Raw genomic sequence first — 17,706 nt, forward strand, 5'->3', positions numbered from 1 at the left:
AACAGTTTGCGACTTGGGCCGTGTCGTACGCCACGTGATCGGCAGAGGCACGCGTCTGCCCGATTGGAGTGGTCTAGGCCGCCAGAATTACTGCTGGTGACCCTTTTGGTCCCGCCGCGATCTCGACAGGCGGACCTATGTGAAGTTGGCCCTCGGGGGCCACCGTTGGCCCATATGGACCAGCGCTGGGCGGACATACTTCCGCAGTGTTCATTGTCGAACCCCCGGGGCAAGCCGGTTTGGAATCCCGTGACCCGCTGGTCGCGACGGGCAGGAGGTCTAGCTCGTCGCCGGCCGGTGTGCGTCCGAAACCAACGTGCGCAGCCCTCAGCTGGCCTCGACGTGGCTTTGCAAGATCATTCGTGTGCGCACACTGGCGCTATTCCCGGCAGAGGGGGCGCACCGCTGAAACTGTCCGAGGTCACACATCGGATAGGTGCACGAGATCGCAAATCGGCGCGAAGGCGGAAGCAGCATGAGGCCAACCCGAGACAATTCCAAGGGTCTCGCAGGGCAACTGTCCTGGGTTGAACGAATCGACGCGCCTGTTGCGGTCCGCGGTGCTTCGACCGGGTTCAGCATTCTTGTCATCGGCGGGCTCGCGCAGCCACTGGCGGTGATGGTGGTGCCGGTTCTCGGCGGCGTGTGGCTTCCCCTGGTCGCTTTGGCGGCATTCGCCGTTGCCTCACGAAGAATTGGAACCGCGAGCCTCCCTGCCGTGCACGGCGCGGTCGCTGCCCTGTGCAGCTACATACTCGCACTTCCGTTGTCGTTGCTCGTACCGGCTGGCCGGGACCCCGTCCAGATCGGTTTGACGGCCGCAACAGCCGTGGTGGTCGGCGCTGTGGTCGGGTTTGTCCGCAGCAGGAGAAAACGTGGTGTGCGGGATGACGGCAGTTCCAGGTGATGGCCGGAAGGCGTATTCCGCCCCTGCGGCGTGGCGGAAAGCCGGGAACCTCGTTCCTCAGATGAGTCCTGTCGCGCAGAACTGACTTGAATCCCACCGAGGAGTGCACCGATGACGACGCACACAGCCGGACCGCCCAGGTCGAAAGGTCGGGAGCGGCGGAAGGCAAGTCGGCGATCCGGTCTGGGTTCCGCGGTCGCGCGTCCGCTGGAGCAGGCCGGTGAGATGGTGCAGTTGATGGGCAAGGTGCTGTACTCCGCCATCCGGCATCCCGTCGGTTACTGGGGCGAAGTTCGTGAGCAAATGTTCCAGACGCTCAAGCTGTGCTGGCTCCCGATGATCATCTCGACCACGGCTTTCGGTCTCGGGGCTCCGGGACTGCAGGGCGGCAATATCTTCTCCCTGTTCGGTATCCCCGAACGGCTGGGGTCGTTCTTCATCATGGCGAGCGTTCGCGAGTTCGCGCCGTGGATCAACGCGATGGTCGTCGCCGGGGTGATGGGCACGGCGATCACAGCAGACCTTGGTGCGCGTCGCATCCGTGAAGAGATCGACGCGATGGAGGTCCTGGGCGTCGACCCCGTCCGGACGCTCATCGTGCCGCGCGTGATCGCGATGACCTTGATCACGGGGCTGATGGACCTGGTGGCGCTGGCATTCGGCGTCGTGGGTGGGTATATCGCCGCCGTGCCGATCCTCAAAGCAAACAGCAGCGCGTTCTTCGGAAGCTTTTTCGACAACGCGACGACGACCGACATCTGGGCGAGTGTTCTCAAGACGACAATCTTCGGTCTGATCATCGGCGTCGTCTGCTGCTACAAGGGTTTGCACACCGGTGGCGGTCCGATCGGAGTGGGACGTGCGGTCAACCAGGCTGTGGTGATCGCCTTCGCTGCGATCTGGATCTTCAATGCGGTGTTCACCGCGACCATGCTGGGTCTCAACCCCGAGATGCAGGTCTACAAATGACGAGGCGGGGAGAGGACACCGTGACTGGGTCTGCGCAGAACGGCGGAGTCGGCCAAAAGCAGCGGCAGGGGGCACCGAAGCCGGCCGACGTTGAAGTTTCGTTCAAGGGAATGGCGAATTCGGTCAAGTCGGCAGTCGAGACCGGTGGCGACATTGCCAGGTTCTCCGGTCGGACCATTCGGGCATTGCCTGACCTTCGTCACTACGCGACCGAAGTGTTTCACCAGTGTGGCGTGCTCATCCTGTCCAGCGGGCTCATTATCTGGTTCATGCAGTTCGTGATCGGTTACCAGTGCGGGCTGGAGGGTAACTACACGCTGAAGCAGATCGGTGTTCCCCTCTATTCGGGGATCTTCAATGCCTGGTGCGCCATCCGGGAGATGGCTCCGTATATGTGGGGCTACATCTTCGCGGCGAAAGTCGGCTGTGGCTTGGTTGCCGAGATCGGCTCGATGCGCATCTCCGATGAGATCGACGCCATGGAAGTCATGGGGGTCAAGTCGAGAAGCTACCTGGTCGGCAGTCGTATCGTCGCGGCCTGGATCGCGATGCCATTCCTCTATGTGGTGGGTCTCGGGATCATGTACATCGGCGAGTTCCTGACCACCGTGAAAATGCTCGGCGGAGTTTCGCCCGGCGGGTACAACTTCATCTTCTGGCTCTACCAGAATCCACAGGACCTCTTCTTCTCGCTGTGCAAGGTGATGGCCATGGGAACGGCGATCATTTTCGTCGGTTGCTATTACGGATACAACGCCAGTGGCGGGTCGGTCGGTGTGGGGCGAAATACCGCGAAGTCGATGATGCTGAATATGGTGCTCATACATATAATCGGCGTATTGGGAACGCAGCTCTTCTGGGGCTTGGCACCGAATGCGCCCATCGCCAACTGACCGGTCAGCCGGACCTTCGCCCCGTGAGGAGAATTCTGTGCCCACTTCCAACTCCGCCGAAGCGCCCACGCGGATCCACACCCGCAGTGGCCATCTGCTGGCCGGCCCTGCGGATCGGACGCACTCGATGGAAGTGCGAAACGTATCGAAGGCGTTCGGGAACTTTCATGTCATGCGCGGCATGAACATCGACTTCGTCGACGACGCCATCACGACGGTGCTGGGACCTTCTGGCACCGGCAAGAGCGTCCTGCTGAAGCACCTCGTCGGGCTGCTCGAACCCGACGAGGGGGAGATCGTCGTTTTCGGCCAGGACCTGTGGAAGATCAGCGAACAGGAGCGCTACGCCCTTCGGAAGCGCTTCGGCGTCCTGTTCCAGGACGGAGCCCTGTTCGGCTCCATGAACATCTACGACAACACCGCCTTCCCGCTGCGCAAGCACACAGACATGAGCGAAGGCGAGATCGAGCACATCGTGATGACCAGATTGACCGAGGTCGGCCTGGAAAAGTCTGTGACGAAGCTGCCGAACGAGGTGTCAGGTGGTATGCGAAAGCGTGCCGGCTTCGCGAGGGCACTGGTGCTCAACCCGGACATCGTGCTGTTCGACGAGCCGGACTCCGGTTTGGACCCGGTCCGCACCAGCCTGCTCAACGACCTCATTCTGGAAATGCACAGCGAGCACAAGGGAACATACCTTCTCGTCACGCACGACATTCGCACGGCGCGCAAGGTCAGCGACTATGTCGGTCTCATCTGGCAGGGAAAGGTCGTTCACTACGGTGAAGCTGAGGAAGCGTTCGCGTCGGACGACCCATTCGTTCGCCAGTTCCTCGCCGGTGAATCCGCGGGCCCATTGGGGATGGACTGACTCATGAAGCGTGTCTTGACAGTCGGCATCATCGCGGTGGCACTCCTGGGTGGCGGGGCCGCTGCCGTGGCGGCGATGAGCAGCGATGATTACGAAGTCGGCGTGATCCTCGACTCCGCGACGAACGTTGTTCCCGGTGGCACCGTGCAGGTCAACGGTTTCGAAGTCGGCAGAGTGTCGGACATCTCGGTCGAGGGCGGCAAGGCGAAGCTGATGCTTGCTCTCGAAGGTGATCACGTTCCCCTCCACGACGGCGCGAAGGTGCGGATCGAGTGGAAGGCGGCGCTCGGTGAGCGGATGGTGAACATCAACGACGGACCGGAAGGGAACGCGGTGATCCCCGACGGCGGGATGATCGAGGGGCACATGCCTGTGCCGATGGAATTCGACCAGGTCCTCAACGCACTGGATCCGCCGACCCGGGCAAGGCTGAGCTCGCTGATCAACAGGCTCGACAGCACGGTCAAGGGCAACGAGGATGATCTGAACCGAACGGTGCGGTCGGCTGGCCCGGCCGTGCAAGCGCTTGGAGAGGTGCTGCGCGGCCTGGGCAGTGACGGGCCCGCCATCAAGCAGATGGTCACCCAGCTCGACGCCATGGTTTCGACTCTTGCGGGCCGTGAGGCTGACTTGCGCACGGTGATTGACCAGTTGTCGAAGACGACGTCACTCACCGCACAGCAGCATGCGGCACTGGCCGCGGCGCTCGCGAAGATGCCGGGCACCTTGCAGACCGCGGGTCAGACGCTAGGCGGCGTGCCCGATGCGGTCCGAAAGGCAGTGCCGCTGCTGAAGGATCTCGAACCGGCGACCGCGAAGCTGCCGAATGTGAGCCAGAACCTCCGTCCGCTGCTGACCGATCTGCGGCCGTTGGTGGCCGAGTTACGGCCGACCCTGACTTACGCGCAAACGCTGCTGAATTACACGCCGGGGTTGCTCGATACCGCACACGCGACAGCGCCAGGTTTGAACTCGGCGGTCAGCAGTCTGACGCCCGCGTTGAGCTTCCTACGTCCGTTCACACCCGAAGCGGCGGGCCTCCTGTCCAACTGGGGCTCAGCGAGCGCCAACTACGACGCGAATGGCCACTACAGCCGGATTTACGTGCAGGCCGGCGCGTCCAGCCTGAACATCAACCCGGGCATCGTTCCGCCGGGCTTCACCAGTAACCCGACCCCGTTGCCCGGATCGCCTGTCAACCAGCCCTGGACCGACGCGTTCGGAAGTGGGATCCGATGAGCACGCATTCCTTCAACCTGGTCCGGCGATCGCGTCCGGCGTCATTTCGGCTCCGGGGCCTCGTCGTGGTCGTCGTCGCTTGTATCGGTGTGACCGCCGGTGCGATGGGCGCGGCGGACAGGGGGCAGCCAGGAGAGATCACGATCGTCGCCAAGTTCGTTGATGCCAGCCCATTGATCCCGGGCAACGAGGTCAAAGTCAACGGTGTCAACGTCGGCCAGGTGGCGGCCATGACGGTCGACAGCGACAAGCACGCCGCGGTCGCACTGAGCCTGGACCCCTCGGCTCTCCCGGTGCACACCGACGCCAAGGTCACGCTCAAGCCGGTCAGCATCCTCGGCGAGCGCTACCTCGATCTTGATCGCGGGACACCCTCGGCGCCTGCACTCCAGGACGGCGGCGTCCTGCCGGTCCAGCAGACCAGCGTGTATACCGACCTCGACCAGGTCCTCAACACCATCGACGACCCCACGGGGCAGTCGCTGGCGGCCTTGGTGACCATGCTCGGCGAAGGCATGCGGGGAAACGGCAGCAATGCCGACGCGACCATCCAGGCGCTCGCGTCGTCCATGCGGGACACCGATGGACTAGCGAAGATCCTCAAGGACCAAAACGGACTGCTCACCAGCGTGGTCGACAAGATCGAACCGGTGGCCCAAGCCTTGGCCACGGACAACGGGGCTGCCCTGGATGGTCTCCTCTCGTCCGCGCAGACCGCTACGGAAGCCACCGCGAAGAATCGCGCAGCGCTCGAAACGACCCTCAAGCAACTGCCGGACACCCTGGCCGCGGCCCGGACGACACTCGGGCAGCTGACCGGTACCGCGCAGGCCACGACACCCGTCCTGCAATCGATCCGGCCGACCACGGACAACCTGAGCGCCATCAGCGATGAGCTCAAGAAGTTCTCCGAGTCGCTCGATCCGGCATTGGCCAGCGCGAAGCCGGTCCTGGTCAAGGCGCAGGGCCTGCTCGACGAGGCTCGCCCGGTAGTCGACCAGCTCAAGGCCGCCGGCCCGGACCTGCGATCCGCCGTCGGCGCCGCCCGCCCGATCGTCACCGACTTGACGAGCAACTTCGGGAACGTGCTGAACTTCATCCGCAACTGGGCACTCACCACCAACGGTCGTGATGGTGTTTCCCACTACTTCCGGGCGATGCTCGTCGTCAATCCCGATCTGCTGACGGGACTCGTGCCGGGCCTCAACGCGCCGAACGGAGCTCCGACACCTCCGCAACAGGGTGTCCCTCAGGGCGGTACGGCCACGCCACCCCAAGACGGTGAACTCCCCCTTCCGTTGCCGAGCCTTCCTGGGCTCACCGGTCCGGGCGGAGTCCTCGGCGGGCTGCTGGCGACGGGGCAGCAATCCGACGGAGGAGTGACCGGACTCAGCCAGCAGCAAGAGAGCGGCGTGCTGCAATTCCTCATCGGTGGAGGTCAGTGATGCTGCGCATGGTCGGCCGCAAGAGGTCTCTGCTCATAGGACTCGTTGTCCTTGTGCTGTTCGTTGCGTCGGTCGGTGTCGCGATCACCGCGAGCGACGGCCTGCCCGGCAAGCCGACGACGGCCGTGAGGGCCGCCTTCGACGACGTGGGAGCGTTGCGCGGCGGTGACGACGTCCGCATCGGCGGTGTGCGGGTCGGCCAGGTCGGCGACATCGACCTCGTCGACAACCAAGCGATCGTCGAGCTCAAGTTCGACGGTACCAAGCAGATTTACCGTAACTCCAAGGCCGTGACTGCCTCTGTCGGCGCGCGGTCGGCACTGGGGCAGAAGTACGTCGACTTCACGCCGGGAACACCCGACGCGGGTGAGGTCGGCGAAAACGACATCATCCCCTCGACGAAAACCGAAGGCGCGCAGGAACTTTCCGACGTGTTGGCCGTGCTGGACGAGCCGACTCGGAAAGCTCTGCAGGAGACGCTGCGTGAGACCGGCGGCGGTGCGGTTGGACACGAACAGGACCTCCGCGACGCGCTCGGAGCCTTGCCCAGGGAACTGCCTGACCTCGGCACGGTGGCGCGGGCGTTGTCCATCGACAATGGGAAGGACCTGACCAGGACACTGCGTGCGCTGGACAGCCTCAGCGGTCGCTTCACCAACCGCCAGCAGGAGATCTCCGCGTTGGTCGGACAGCTGAAAACCACGCTGGACGCGGTCGGTGTCGACGGCGGAAAGCCGCTCGCGGATGTCGTAGAGAAGGCGCCTGACACCTTGGAGAAGACCCGTGGAGCGCTACAGGCGTTGCAGGGGCCGCTGGCTGACGCCCAGTCAGCCATGACGTCGCTGAAGCCAGGAGCTAACGCGTTGGGCAAGGCGACTCCGGATGTCCGTGGCGTGCTCCGTGAGGGTGTTCCTCCGCTCAACAAGGTGCCCGGCGTCGCTGGGCAGGCCGAGCCTGCGGTCGGCGCGCTCACCCAGACCTTCTCCGACGCGAGGCCGTTGGCCCCGGCGGTTCGCACGGCAGTCGGCTCGGCGCACGTACCACTCGAGATCCTCGCGCCGTACTCGCCGGAGATCACGTCATGGTTTTCGTACGCGGCCAATGCGCTTGGCCAGGGCGACGCGGCGGGCCACTGGCTGCGCATCTATCCGTTGTTCAACACCGAGTCCCTTACCGGCGCCTTGAGTGCGTTGAAGGACCCGGTCACCGCGCGCAACGCCTATCCCACACCAGGGCAGGCACCGCGCGACAAGAAGAACTCGTTGCTGGGGCCGAGGTGAGGAAGATGACTTTGCGGATGAAGAACCGGCGCTGGCGTCCGAAGGGCAAGGGCACGCCGTTCCGGCTGGGAGCCGCGTTCATCGTCATGGCACTCGTGGCCGGTATCGCCTTGTTCAACAAGGATCAGATCCTTACCACGCTACGTCCTGGCACGGAGTTCACCATCAACTTCGCGCGTGACTACCGGCTCCAGCCCTACGCCACGATAGTCAAGATCGCGGGAATCCCGGTCGGCAAGGTCGTGGACGTCCGGGAAGCGGTGGACGGATCCGCCGACGTCACGGTGAAGGTCGACGACGACGTGCCCGCCAAACTCCGCACCGCCCCGTCGGCAGTGATCCGCGCGGCCACCGTGTTGGGTGGCAGGTACTACGTCGACCTCGTCCCCGGTGGGGAGAAGGGAGTTTTCACCAGCAGGATTCCCAAGGAACGCACGGGCGTACCGGTCGAACTTGACAAGGTCGTCGGCGCGCTGCCGCCGAATACGCTCAACTCGCTGCAGAAGACGACCGGGAGCCTGGACGCCACCCTTGATGAGGATGGGCGCGCGGCCATCGACCAACTCCTCGCTGCCGCGCCGGAAACGCTGGACCCGGCTGCTGACGTTCTTCGCGCGGCGCAAGGGACCCGGCCGCGCCAGGACCTCACCGACCTGGTGACCGGGCTTCAGTCGGCGTCCTCGGCATTGACGCGGGAGCCGGGCCAGCTCGATTCCATCGTCCAGAACCTCAGCAAGGTCAGTTCGGTGTTGGGAGATCGCGCGACGGATCTGTCCCGCACGGTTTCCGGTCTGCCGGCGGCGCTGGACTCGACCAACGCCGGGTTGTCCCGGCTGGACGGCACGCTGGCCAAGCTTCGGGACACCGCTGACGGGGCCCGGCCGGTGGCCGAAGAGCTCGACACCGCCCTGCAGCATGCGGACCCGGTGCTGGTGAAGGCCCGTCCGTTGGTGAACGACCTGAAGAACCTGCTGACCGACGCCAGGCCGGTCGTCCGCGACCTCGTACCGACCGCACAGGGGCTCACCACTGTGCTCGACGACGTACGCGGACCGGTCCTCGACCGGGTTAACGGACCGATCAAGTCGACGGTGCTCTCGCCGTACCGCGGAACCGGACCATACGCGAGCACCTTCGGCGACCGGCCGCTCTACCAGGAACTCGGATACATGCTGTCGAACGTGGACAGGGCGTCGTCGATGACCGACGGCAACGGCGCGTCGATCGGTTTCGAACCCGGGATCGGCCCCGGGACCATCGGTGGCCTGCCGATCAGCCTTGAACAGCTCGTCGGCAATCTCATGAGGCTCGGACAGCAGCAGGAGGGGCGATGACCCACGAGCAGAGCCGGATCAAGAAGACCTGGGAGCGCGTCCGCAGCGAGCCGAAGCTCGGCCGGAACGTACTCACGCTCGCCGTGCTTGTGGTGCTCGGTTTGTCGGTCGGTGGATACATCATCAGCCAGCAAGGCGCCGGGACCACGACCTGGCCGTGGCAAGACAGGTTCATCATGAAGGCGGAGTTCGACAACGCTCCCGCTGTCAGCCCCGGCAACGGCCAGGAGGTCCGGATCGCCGGAGTGAAGGTCGGTCAGATCGATTCGGCCTCCGTCTCGGACGACGGCAAGGCGCTGCTCACCCTGTCGATCGACCCGCAGTACAAGGTCTACGACAATGCGCGCACGGTGCTTCGGCCGAAGAGCCCGCTCAACGAGATGTACGTCGAGATCGCTCCTGGCGGACCACCCGGAAAAGAGATCCCGCAGGACGGGACGCTCCCGGCGAGCCACTCACAGCGGCCGATCCAGGTGGATGAAGTGCTCGGTCACCTGGACGACAACACCCTGAACGCGCTGACGTCGCTGGTCAACGAGTCCGATGTGGCACTTGCCCACGCGCCGCAAGCGCTTGCGAGCGGCTTGTCGGCGACCGGCCAGGTCGCGACCGACCTGAAGCCGGTGGTGACTGCGCTGCAGACCCGTAAGGAGACATTGGCGAGGTTGGTGACCGCCCTCGCCCAGATATCGAAGTCCGTCGGCGGGAACGATGCCCGCCTGTCCTCGCTTGCCAAGAGCCTGCAGGAGACCCTCGGAGCCGCCGGCGCGCAGAGTGGACCGTTAAACGCGTCTTTGGCGCAGCTACCCGACCTCACGCGTCAGCTCAAAGAAGCGACGAGCAGTGTGGTGGGGCTGAGCGACCAGCTCGATCCGACGTTGGACAACCTGCGCAAGGCGTCAGGCGAACTCCCCGATTCGCTATCGAAGCTGACGAAGGCCGTGGACCAAGTAGGCGCCACCGTGGACCAGGCGCAGCCAGTCGTGTCGAAGGCGAAGCCTGTCGTCAGCGACCTGCGTCCACTGGTCGGAGATCTCAACAGGACACTGCCGGATTTGCACGAGGTCACCGGCAGGCTCAACCCGATCACTGCGGCCGTACTGCCGTATCTGAACGACCTCGGCGCCTTCGTCTACCAGACGAACTCACTGACCAGCCTGCACGACGCCAACGGAGGGATCCTGCGAGGCCTGCTCGAATTCACCCCGAGCAGCCTGGGGACTCCCGGTGTGGGCGCCACGTCCGGCCAGACCCCCCGCTAGGTGGCTGCCATGCGAATCTCTCATTCCGTGATGCCGGTGATCCGGCTGCTCGTACTCGTCGTCTTCGCCGCCGCTTGTGCCGTGTTCTTCGGCTACCTCTGGGTGAACTCGGGCGGCAAGCTTCCCTTCAGCAGTGCTCGCTATCAGGTCACGGCGACCTTTCCCCGGGTGGCGAACCTCGTGCCCGACTCCGACGTGATGATCAGCGGTGTCGCCGTCGGAAAGGTAGCCGAGATCAAGAACGAGGGTGAGCGCGCGCACGTCACCATGGAGCTCGACCAGGAGTACCCGCTCCACCAAGGCGTGACGGTCCAGGTTCGGAACAAGACCCTCGTCGAGGAGACCTTCCTCCAACTGACCGACGGTAGTGGTCCGGATCTGGACAGCGGGACGGCACTCCCGGAGAGCGCCGCCAAGCCCGCGGTCGGGCTGAACGACGTGCTGGCCAGTATCGATCCTTCGACCAGGCAGGCGCTGGCGAGCACTGTCCGTTCGCTCGGGGCGTCCACAAAGGACAGTCAGGACAGCATTTCCCGCGCACTGAGCGGGCTCGGTTATCTCGGCCGCGAGGGGCAGGGCGCGTTGTCCGCGCTGGCCGCGCAAAGCGAGGACCTGAAGAAGCTCAGCGGGAACACGGCGAACCTCCTCGCCGCGCTGGACACTCGCCAGGGTCAGATCGCGCAGCTAGTGCGCGATGCCGACACGCTGACGAAGACCACCGCGGACGGCGGGGAGGACCTCAAGGCCGTGATGAGGGAACTGCCGGGCGTCATGGACAAGGCGAAGAGCGCGAGCGGCAGTTTGAACGAGCTCTCCGGATCACTCGCGCCGGTCGCGAAGAACCTCAACACCGCCGCGCCGGACCTGAGCAAGGCACTGGAGCAGCTACCGGAGACCGCCGGCGACTTGCGGGGCTTGTTGCCCGCGCTCAACGGAGTACTCGACAACGCGCCGGGCACGCTGGAGCGAGTGCCGGCGGTGGCCGCGGACGCTCACCAGCTGTTACCGACCCTGAACGTCGCGCTCGGCGATGTCAATCCGATGCTGTCGTACCTGCAGCCGTATGGGCGGGACATCGCCGCGATGTTCACCAACATGGGGCAGGCACTGTCCAGAGGCGACGACAACGGCACGGCCTTGCGCACTTTCCTCATCCTCAACGAGCAGAGCCTGCGCGGGAATCCGCTCAACCTCAACAATCTGCCTCTCCTCAACAAGAGCAACCCGTATCCGGCGCCCGGTCAGTCAGCAAACCCGGGGCCGTTCCAAGGCCAGTACCCACGAGTGGATAAAGGAACGAAGTGATGGTGCGTCGGCCGTCGTTGAGCAGGATGTCCCCGGACGCCCGCATTCGGAATGGGCTGCGGCGGGTGCACACCCTTTGGCGACGGCCGACCAAACGCGGCCTCCTCGTCGCGCTGGGCGTGATCGCGACGGCTGGTTTCTTGCTCGGCGGCCTCGCGAAGGTGCGGATCGAGACGAGCGTGAACTCGTTCCTGCCGACCGACGACCCGGTGGTGCGCCAGTTCGAGGCGGAGTCAGGCTCCTTCGGTGGAGACCCGATCGTGGTACTGCTGGAGTCGGGACAGCCACGGACACAGCTTGACCAGCAGCACCTGCCGACGTTGGTGAAGCTCGAAGGCGAACTTGCGCGGCTTCCGGACGTCGCGGCCGCCTACGGTCCCGGCACGACGCTGAACCAGATCGCCGGCCGGACACAAGACCTACTCGCAGAGCTGTCCGGGCGGCGTGACGCCGTCAGGCAGCAGGCCCAGCAAGGAAAGTCCGAGAAGGACGCGCGAGAGGCCGGCGACGCCGCGGTCGCGGAGTTCGATGCCCGCTACGGCCCGCTGCTGGTGCAAGGCCTGCCGGCGGGTCTCCCGACGTTGCACAACCCGTCCTTTGTGAACACGGTTGTCTATACGGAGGCCGGCCAGCCACGTCCTCAGTGGCGTTTCGTCGTGCCGTCCGACCGGGCGGCGGCGATTCTCGTCCGGCCTCGGGAAGGTTTGGATCAGCAGGGCACGGACAGGCTGGTCGAGGCCGTTCGTAACGCCGTCTCGGCGGCCAAACCGGATGCGGAGCGGATCACGGTCTCCGGTGTTCCGGTCCTGGCCGTGTCGCTGGGTGACCAGGTGCAGCGGGAGATCCCGTGGATCGGTGGGGTGGCTCTGCTCGCGGTGGGTGCGTGTTTCCTGCTGATTCCATGGACCGCACGGTGGCGGCGCAGGCTGGTGCCGGTCATGACGACGGTCGTCGCGATCGGGCTGACACTCGCGATCTTCGGCTGGCTCGGACAACCGCTGTCGCTTGGTGTCATCGCCTTCCTCCCGGTTTTGCTCGGCGTCGGAAGTTACTACCCGACCTACTTCGTCCAGCAGGCGAGACGCCGCGTGGTTCTGGTGGTCGCCGCCGCCACGGCGGCAGCGTTCGCGATGTTGCTGCTGTCGCCGCTGCCCTTCGTCCGCGAGCTCGGTCTCGCGCTGTCGATGGGCGTGCTCATCGCGGCTTTGGTCGGCATGCTTCTCATCCGCGGCCTCAAGTCCTCGGCCGAAGGAGACCAGCAGCTCGACGAGACTGTCGACTCGCCGCGCGCGGCGACCTCACCTCGATGGGCTCGACTCGCCGCCGGAATCGTCGTGGGCGCGGTGGCGGTAGCCGGGTGGGTGGCGCTCCCCCGGATCGGGCTGGAGAGCAACTTCCAGAGCTTCGCCACCGGTCTGGACGCGCTCGCCGACGCTCAGCACGTCGAATCCGTCATCGGCTCTTCGGGGGAGGTCGCCGTCGTCCTCAGGGGACGTGACGTTCTGGCTCCCGAAGCCATGAAATGGGCCAGCGACGCACAAGAAAGCATCGTCTCGCGGCATGGGGATCAGATGCGCCCGGTGGTGTCACCCCCGACGCTGCTTCCGTTCCTGGGCTCCTCGCCCACGGCGAGCCAGATCGCGGCTGGGGTCCGGCTGTTGCCGCCGTACCTCACGGGGGCGGTCTTCCGCAGCGACCGGACGGCCGCGCTCTTGAGCTTCGGCGTGCGGATGGAGGACCTTGGTGAGCTGCAGGCCTTGCGCGACGACGTGGTGCGGTACTTGCCTCCGCCTCCGCAGGGCTATCACGTGGACCTGACCGGGTTGCCGATGATCGCGGTACGCGGGAACGAGCTCGTATCGGCCGACCGGCTGCTCACCAACCTGGCCGGGATCCTGGCCGCGGGCGTTGTCCTCCTTATCGCCCTTCGTCGCCGGGCTGACGCAATGCGTGCGGTGGTGGCGGCGGCCGTCGCGACCGGTGCGGGTTTGTGTTTCCTTTGGGGGGCCGGAGTGCCGCTGAGCCCGATCACCGCCGGCTTGGGGTCGTTGACCGCGGCGGTCGGGTGTGAGTTCACCGTGCTGCTGTCGGAAGCGGCCCGCCGCCGCAGCAGGGGGCTGCGGCTGTCGATCCTGCTCGCCGCGTGCACATCCACTGTGGGGTACGCGGTCCTGGTGCTGTCGAAGCTCGCCGCGGTGCGCGAGTTCGGCATCCTGCTGGCGGGTTCGGTCGTTCTCGCCCTGCTGTCCGCGTGCTGTGTGGTGTGGCTCTGGCCGCCTCGTGATCGCGTTGCCCAGACGGCGACGCCTCAGTCCGAACCTGGTGAACGAGTTGTAGCGGAGGTGGGTCGATGAGCGTGCGGTTTGAACGTGAGAAGAAGACTGACAAGGACGAGGAGGTGACTGTGACCACCTCAAGCACCACCATGGTCGACGACGTAGAGACAGATGACGTCGAGGCGTCGGTCGAGAACGACAAGACGGAAGCGACCGAGCGCGGCACCGCGGACGATGACGACTTGTCCGAATCGGACGATCGCGAAGACGCGCCGAAGCAGGACGACGATACAGATACGGAAAAGCCGAAGAACACCCTGAGGCGCATCCTGCGTGCCAGGCTGCCGAAGACACGCAAAGTGCGTGTCATCTTGCTTGTGGTGCTAGTGCTCCTGGTCGGCGGCGGGGTCGGCGGTTACGTTTGGTACGACTCCCAGCGACTGCCGGACGACGCGGCCTTCCGGGTAGCGGACCGCACCGTCACGGCCGATCAGCTTAGCGGCGTACTGGAGACCTGGCGTGCTATGTACGGGGTTCAGCCGCCGCAGGACCAGGCGACGCTCGGCAAGTTCCGCAAGGACTCCGCCAAGGCGTACGCGGTGAGCTTGATCCTGCAGAAGGCCGCACAGGAACGTGGAATCGTGGTCGGCGACAAAGTAGCGCAGGACGCGCTGTCCAGGTTGATTTCGCAGCAACTCGGCGAGGGATCGGAAGCCCGCGGCAAGTTCGTTCAGCAGCTGGGCACCGTCGGCACCTCGGAAGCTGCCGTGATCGAGGAGATCAAGCAGCAGCTGGCGCTGTCGCAGTTGTTCGATGCGGTGACCAGGGGATCCGGCGACGTCACTGAGCAGGAGGTGAAGGATGCCTTCGTCAAGCGGAAAGATCAGCTCGGCACCCCAGAGCTCCGCAAGCTCAGCAACATTGTCGTCCGGACGAAGGACGAGGCAGACCAGATCGTGGCCGGTCTGGGGCAGGGAGCCAAGTTCGAGACCGTGGCCCAACAGCGGAGCATCGACACCGCAACACGGGACAAGAGTGGCGACCTCGGAGCGATTTCTCGCAGCCAGCTGCAGGACGATTACGGAAAAGCAGCTTTCACCGCAGCCTCCGGAACGGTCTTCGGCCCGGTGCAGAACCAGTTCGGTTGGAACGTCGGACGAGTCAACGAGGTGACACCGCCGGTACCGGCGGCCTTCGAGAAGGTGCACGACAGCCTCAAACAGCAGCTCCAGATGGAAAAGATGCTCGGAGTCTGGCGTTCCTGGCTGGGAACGCAGATTCGCGATGCAGGCGTCGAGTACACCGACGAGTACAGGCCGGACAACCCCGACGCAGCCCCGGACGTCAAGCCGGGTGGTAGCCCGGTAAGTGGGCAGCAGGGGGCGGCGACTCAGAGCCAGCCTGCTCCGGGACAACCGGTTCCGTCGCGATGAGCACGGTGATTTTCCTCCTCTGCCTGGCAGCACTTCTCGTCCTGCTGGGACGGTGGGGTAGGAAGCGCTCGCTGGACCTCGTCCCATCGAACTTGCCGATCGCCGAGCGTGAGCGGCGCGCGAAGGTTGTCCGGCGTGGCGCGGTCGGCGCTTACGCCGTCGCGGCGGTCTTCGTCGCGTTCTCGGTCGCCGCGTTCTTCTAGCCGGCAGGCGCCGAGCTTGGTCAGCCCGGGCTCGGCGCCTGCTTCCCAAGCAGACCGTAGTGACCCGCCATACCTGCTGCGACGATCCTGTTCGGGGCGCCCAGCTTGTGCAGGAGAGAGGCAACCAAACGCTTCGCGGTCCTTTCTGAGACCAGCATGCGTTCGGCGATCTCCGTGGTCTCAAGGCCACGCGACAGCAGTACCCAGAGGCGAATCTCCTCCACCGCCAGCTGGCCGAGAATCTCCTCCGGCGGGTGGCGAACCGCATCGAGCAACGCGGTGAAAAGACCGTCCTCGATCACTCGAAAGCCCGCGGCTATCGTCAGCAGGGGAGCGACAAGCACGTCTGGATCCGCCGATTTCGGCAGGAATCCATTCGCGCCCGCGCGCAGGGCTTCTTCGGCCAGTTTCAAGTCCGAGGTGCCCGAAAGAGCAACAACCTTTGTGTCCGGGTAGCGAGATTTGATCTGCCGAATAGCCGGGATGCCGTTGAGCGGGGGCATGGCGAGATCGACCAGCGCGATGTCGGCGCCAGTCGAGTTCACCAACGAGACCGCCTCCTCGGCGCGGTTCGTGGTACCACCGATCTCGAACAGGTCACCGGCCTTCGCCTTGAGCAGCATGGCCAGGCCCTGGGTGAACAGGTCGTGGTCGTCGACTAGCACTAGGACGAGTTTATGGTCTCGCACGGCTCTCCTCGTCAGAAAGTGGCATTATCAGTATACTGACTTAGTTCACCAGCAATGGCGCTGGAGTCGGCGTTGTGGAGGGTTCGATGTCGACCGTACCGTGGTGGCGTTCCGTGCGGTCGAGCACGATCCTTCAGACGGATGCCTTCCGGGACACGGACATACGGACTGTGGAACGGGTGCCCGCCAGCGTCCGAGTCGGTGTCGTGGTGTCGGTCGGTCTACTACTGGTGCTCGGACCGGACCAGGTGCGTCATCACCTCCTGATCGCGCTGGTGTGGCTGTCTGTCGGAAGCATCTACGCACTGATCGTTTTCTGGGATCCCTCTATCGAATTGCGCAGCAATCGATCTTCTTCGGTGGTGACCTGTCTCGACTCAGTACTGTCGCTGGCCATCATCGGGCTCACCGGCGGCGGAGGTAGCGTCGCCGTGTCACTGCTTTTCCTCGTCATCGCGGCTGCCGCGATGCGACTGTCCTTCGTGGCCACCATGGGTCTGTCGCTGGCACTGGGGGTGGCCTATCTGCTGATCGCGGTGCTGGTGGACACCGGCCAGACACCACTGGAGTTTCGGCTGCAATCCGGCTTGTGGTGGCCGGTCTACCTGGTCTTCAGCGCCGCCCTGACGGGTGGTTTCGCGTTGTTGACCGAGCGGGCGACGCAGGCGCACACCGCCGCCCGCGCGCAGGCGATAGCCGAACGCGCGGCCGCGGATGAGGAACGGGACCTGCGTGCCCGGCTCATGATGTCCTATGAGGCTCAGGAAACCGGGCTCCGCGTCATTCTGCATGAGTTCCGGACGCCTATTGCGTCCCTCAAGGCGCTTGCCGACAACCTGGCGGAGCAAGCTGACACGTCGGCGGAAGAGGACGACAGCTGGACCAGTGTGCGTCTGCTTGCGGCCCACGCGGGACATCTCTCGTCGATGATGGACGCGCTCGGTGACGTCGCCGCGAGCAGGCGGCCCACTTTCAGCACCGGGCGGCGCCGGGTGGTCGATGTCAGGGAGTTCCTGTACGCGGCAGGAGACGCTGCCGGATTGGCGGACTCCGAGCTGCGGATCACCGTTACGCCGCCTGGCGCTCGGTGCCAGCTGGACCCGCAGTTGCTGCGCCGCGTCGTCACCAATCTCGTGGAGAACGCAGGAAGGCACAGCCGGGGAACTCCCGTCGAGGTCGTCGCGCGGTTGGGGCAGGGCCTGCTCCGGGTCATGGTCCTCGACCGGGGCCCGGGCTTTCCGGCCGAACTCGCCCCCGTCGTCACGGAACGCTTCGTCTCCGTCGGCGAGCGGCGTGGCACCGCCGGCCTCGGGCTATGGATCGCCGACCAGATCGCGCAGTCCCTCGATGGCCGGATCAGCTTCCGGCCGCGCTCGGGCGGTGGCATGGTCGTGTGCCTCGAAATGCCGGTCGACTGAGCATTTCGCGGTGTTCCGGTCGACCCCGGCCCATCCGATGACCTCCCTTTAGGTTCTGGCTCTGCTGCGTGTCGGTGGCATTCGCGAGGGGTCCATGCGGGCCCGCACAGTTGGCACGTGCGGGCCATCAATGGCTCGCGCGACCGGTGCTAATCGAGCCAGGTCTTGTGATGATGACCCGA

General features: G+C 65.1%; 15 protein-coding genes. 14 read left to right on the top strand and 1 reads right to left on the bottom strand.

The annotated features are described in order from the left end of the window. Window positions 1-436 precede the first annotated feature (436 nt). The 13 genes from NQK81_RS28050 to NQK81_RS28110 all read left to right on the top strand — a co-directional run bounded on the left by NQK81_RS28050 (window position 437) and on the right by NQK81_RS28110 (window position 15,417). Window positions 437-907 (top strand): hypothetical protein, encoded by a 471-nt coding sequence (locus NQK81_RS28050; RefSeq protein WP_257483892.1) that lies wholly within the window; start codon window positions 437-439, stop codon window positions 905-907. A 111-nt stretch (window positions 908-1,018) separates the two neighbouring features. Beyond that, window positions 1,019-1,876: an MlaE family ABC transporter permease gene (locus NQK81_RS28055; protein ID WP_257483893.1), complete on the top strand. Its 858-nt coding sequence runs from the start codon at window positions 1,019-1,021 to the stop codon at window positions 1,874-1,876. A 20-nt stretch (window positions 1,877-1,896) separates the two neighbouring features. Then, complete coding sequence (locus tag NQK81_RS28060) at window positions 1,897-2,769, top strand: ABC transporter permease (RefSeq protein ID WP_257483894.1); 873 nt, start codon at window positions 1,897-1,899, stop codon at window positions 2,767-2,769. 37 nt (window positions 2,770-2,806) lie between these two features. Then, on the top strand, window positions 2,807-3,640 hold the full coding sequence (locus tag NQK81_RS28065) for an ABC transporter ATP-binding protein (protein ID WP_371878817.1): 834 nt from the start codon (window positions 2,807-2,809) through the stop codon (window positions 3,638-3,640). A 3-nt stretch (window positions 3,641-3,643) separates the two neighbouring features. Further along, the gene (locus tag NQK81_RS28070; protein WP_257483895.1) at window positions 3,644-4,879 is read left to right on the top strand and encodes an MlaD family protein; all 1,236 of its coding nucleotides are present in this window, start codon (window positions 3,644-3,646) and stop codon (window positions 4,877-4,879) included. Continuing rightward, on the top strand, window positions 4,876-6,324 hold the full coding sequence (locus NQK81_RS28075) for an MlaD family protein (protein WP_257483896.1): 1,449 nt from the start codon (window positions 4,876-4,878) through the stop codon (window positions 6,322-6,324). Before NQK81_RS28070 ends, NQK81_RS28075 begins: the two co-directional genes overlap by 4 nt. After that, the gene (locus tag NQK81_RS28080; RefSeq protein ID WP_257483897.1) at window positions 6,324-7,604 is read left to right on the top strand and encodes an MlaD family protein; all 1,281 of its coding nucleotides are present in this window, start codon (window positions 6,324-6,326) and stop codon (window positions 7,602-7,604) included. The genes NQK81_RS28075 and NQK81_RS28080 overlap by 1 nt, the downstream gene beginning before the upstream one ends. A 5-nt stretch (window positions 7,605-7,609) precedes the next feature. Continuing rightward, window positions 7,610-8,938 (top strand): MlaD family protein, encoded by a 1,329-nt coding sequence (locus NQK81_RS28085; protein ID WP_257483898.1) that lies wholly within the window; start codon window positions 7,610-7,612, stop codon window positions 8,936-8,938. Beyond that, window positions 8,935-10,200 (top strand): MlaD family protein, encoded by a 1,266-nt coding sequence (locus tag NQK81_RS28090; protein ID WP_257483899.1) that lies wholly within the window; start codon window positions 8,935-8,937, stop codon window positions 10,198-10,200. The genes NQK81_RS28085 and NQK81_RS28090 overlap by 4 nt, the downstream gene beginning before the upstream one ends. A 9-nt stretch (window positions 10,201-10,209) precedes the next feature. Continuing rightward, on the top strand, window positions 10,210-11,505 hold the full coding sequence (locus NQK81_RS28095) for an MlaD family protein (RefSeq protein ID WP_257483900.1): 1,296 nt from the start codon (window positions 10,210-10,212) through the stop codon (window positions 11,503-11,505). Next, on the top strand, window positions 11,505-13,859 hold the full coding sequence (locus NQK81_RS28100) for an RND transporter family protein (protein WP_257483901.1): 2,355 nt from the start codon (window positions 11,505-11,507) through the stop codon (window positions 13,857-13,859). The genes NQK81_RS28095 and NQK81_RS28100 overlap by 1 nt, the downstream gene beginning before the upstream one ends. Beyond that, the gene (locus tag NQK81_RS28105; protein WP_257483902.1) at window positions 13,856-15,214 is read left to right on the top strand and encodes a peptidylprolyl isomerase; all 1,359 of its coding nucleotides are present in this window, start codon (window positions 13,856-13,858) and stop codon (window positions 15,212-15,214) included. The genes NQK81_RS28100 and NQK81_RS28105 overlap by 4 nt, the downstream gene beginning before the upstream one ends. Beyond that, window positions 15,211-15,417, top strand: a complete 207-nt coding sequence (locus NQK81_RS28110; RefSeq protein WP_257483903.1) for a hypothetical protein — start codon at window positions 15,211-15,213, stop codon at window positions 15,415-15,417. Before NQK81_RS28105 ends, NQK81_RS28110 begins: the two co-directional genes overlap by 4 nt. 20 nt (window positions 15,418-15,437) lie before the next feature. On the opposite strand, the gene NQK81_RS28115 is transcribed toward NQK81_RS28110, so the two are convergent. Next, a complete protein-coding gene (locus tag NQK81_RS28115) occupies window positions 15,438-16,082 on the bottom strand; it encodes a response regulator (protein ID WP_306855997.1) in 645 nt (214 codons plus the stop codon). Window positions 16,083-16,285: 203 nt separating this feature from the next. Here NQK81_RS28115 and NQK81_RS28120 point away from each other — a divergent pair, with 203 nt between their 5' ends. Next, on the top strand, window positions 16,286-17,524 hold the full coding sequence (locus tag NQK81_RS28120; protein WP_257483905.1) for a sensor histidine kinase: 1,239 nt from the start codon (window positions 16,286-16,288) through the stop codon (window positions 17,522-17,524). The last annotated feature ends 182 nt before the right edge of the window (window positions 17,525-17,706 follow it).

Source organism: Amycolatopsis roodepoortensis (genome assembly GCF_024628825.1).
In the GTDB taxonomy this organism is placed as follows: domain Bacteria; phylum Actinomycetota; class Actinomycetes; order Mycobacteriales; family Pseudonocardiaceae; genus Amycolatopsis; species Amycolatopsis roodepoortensis.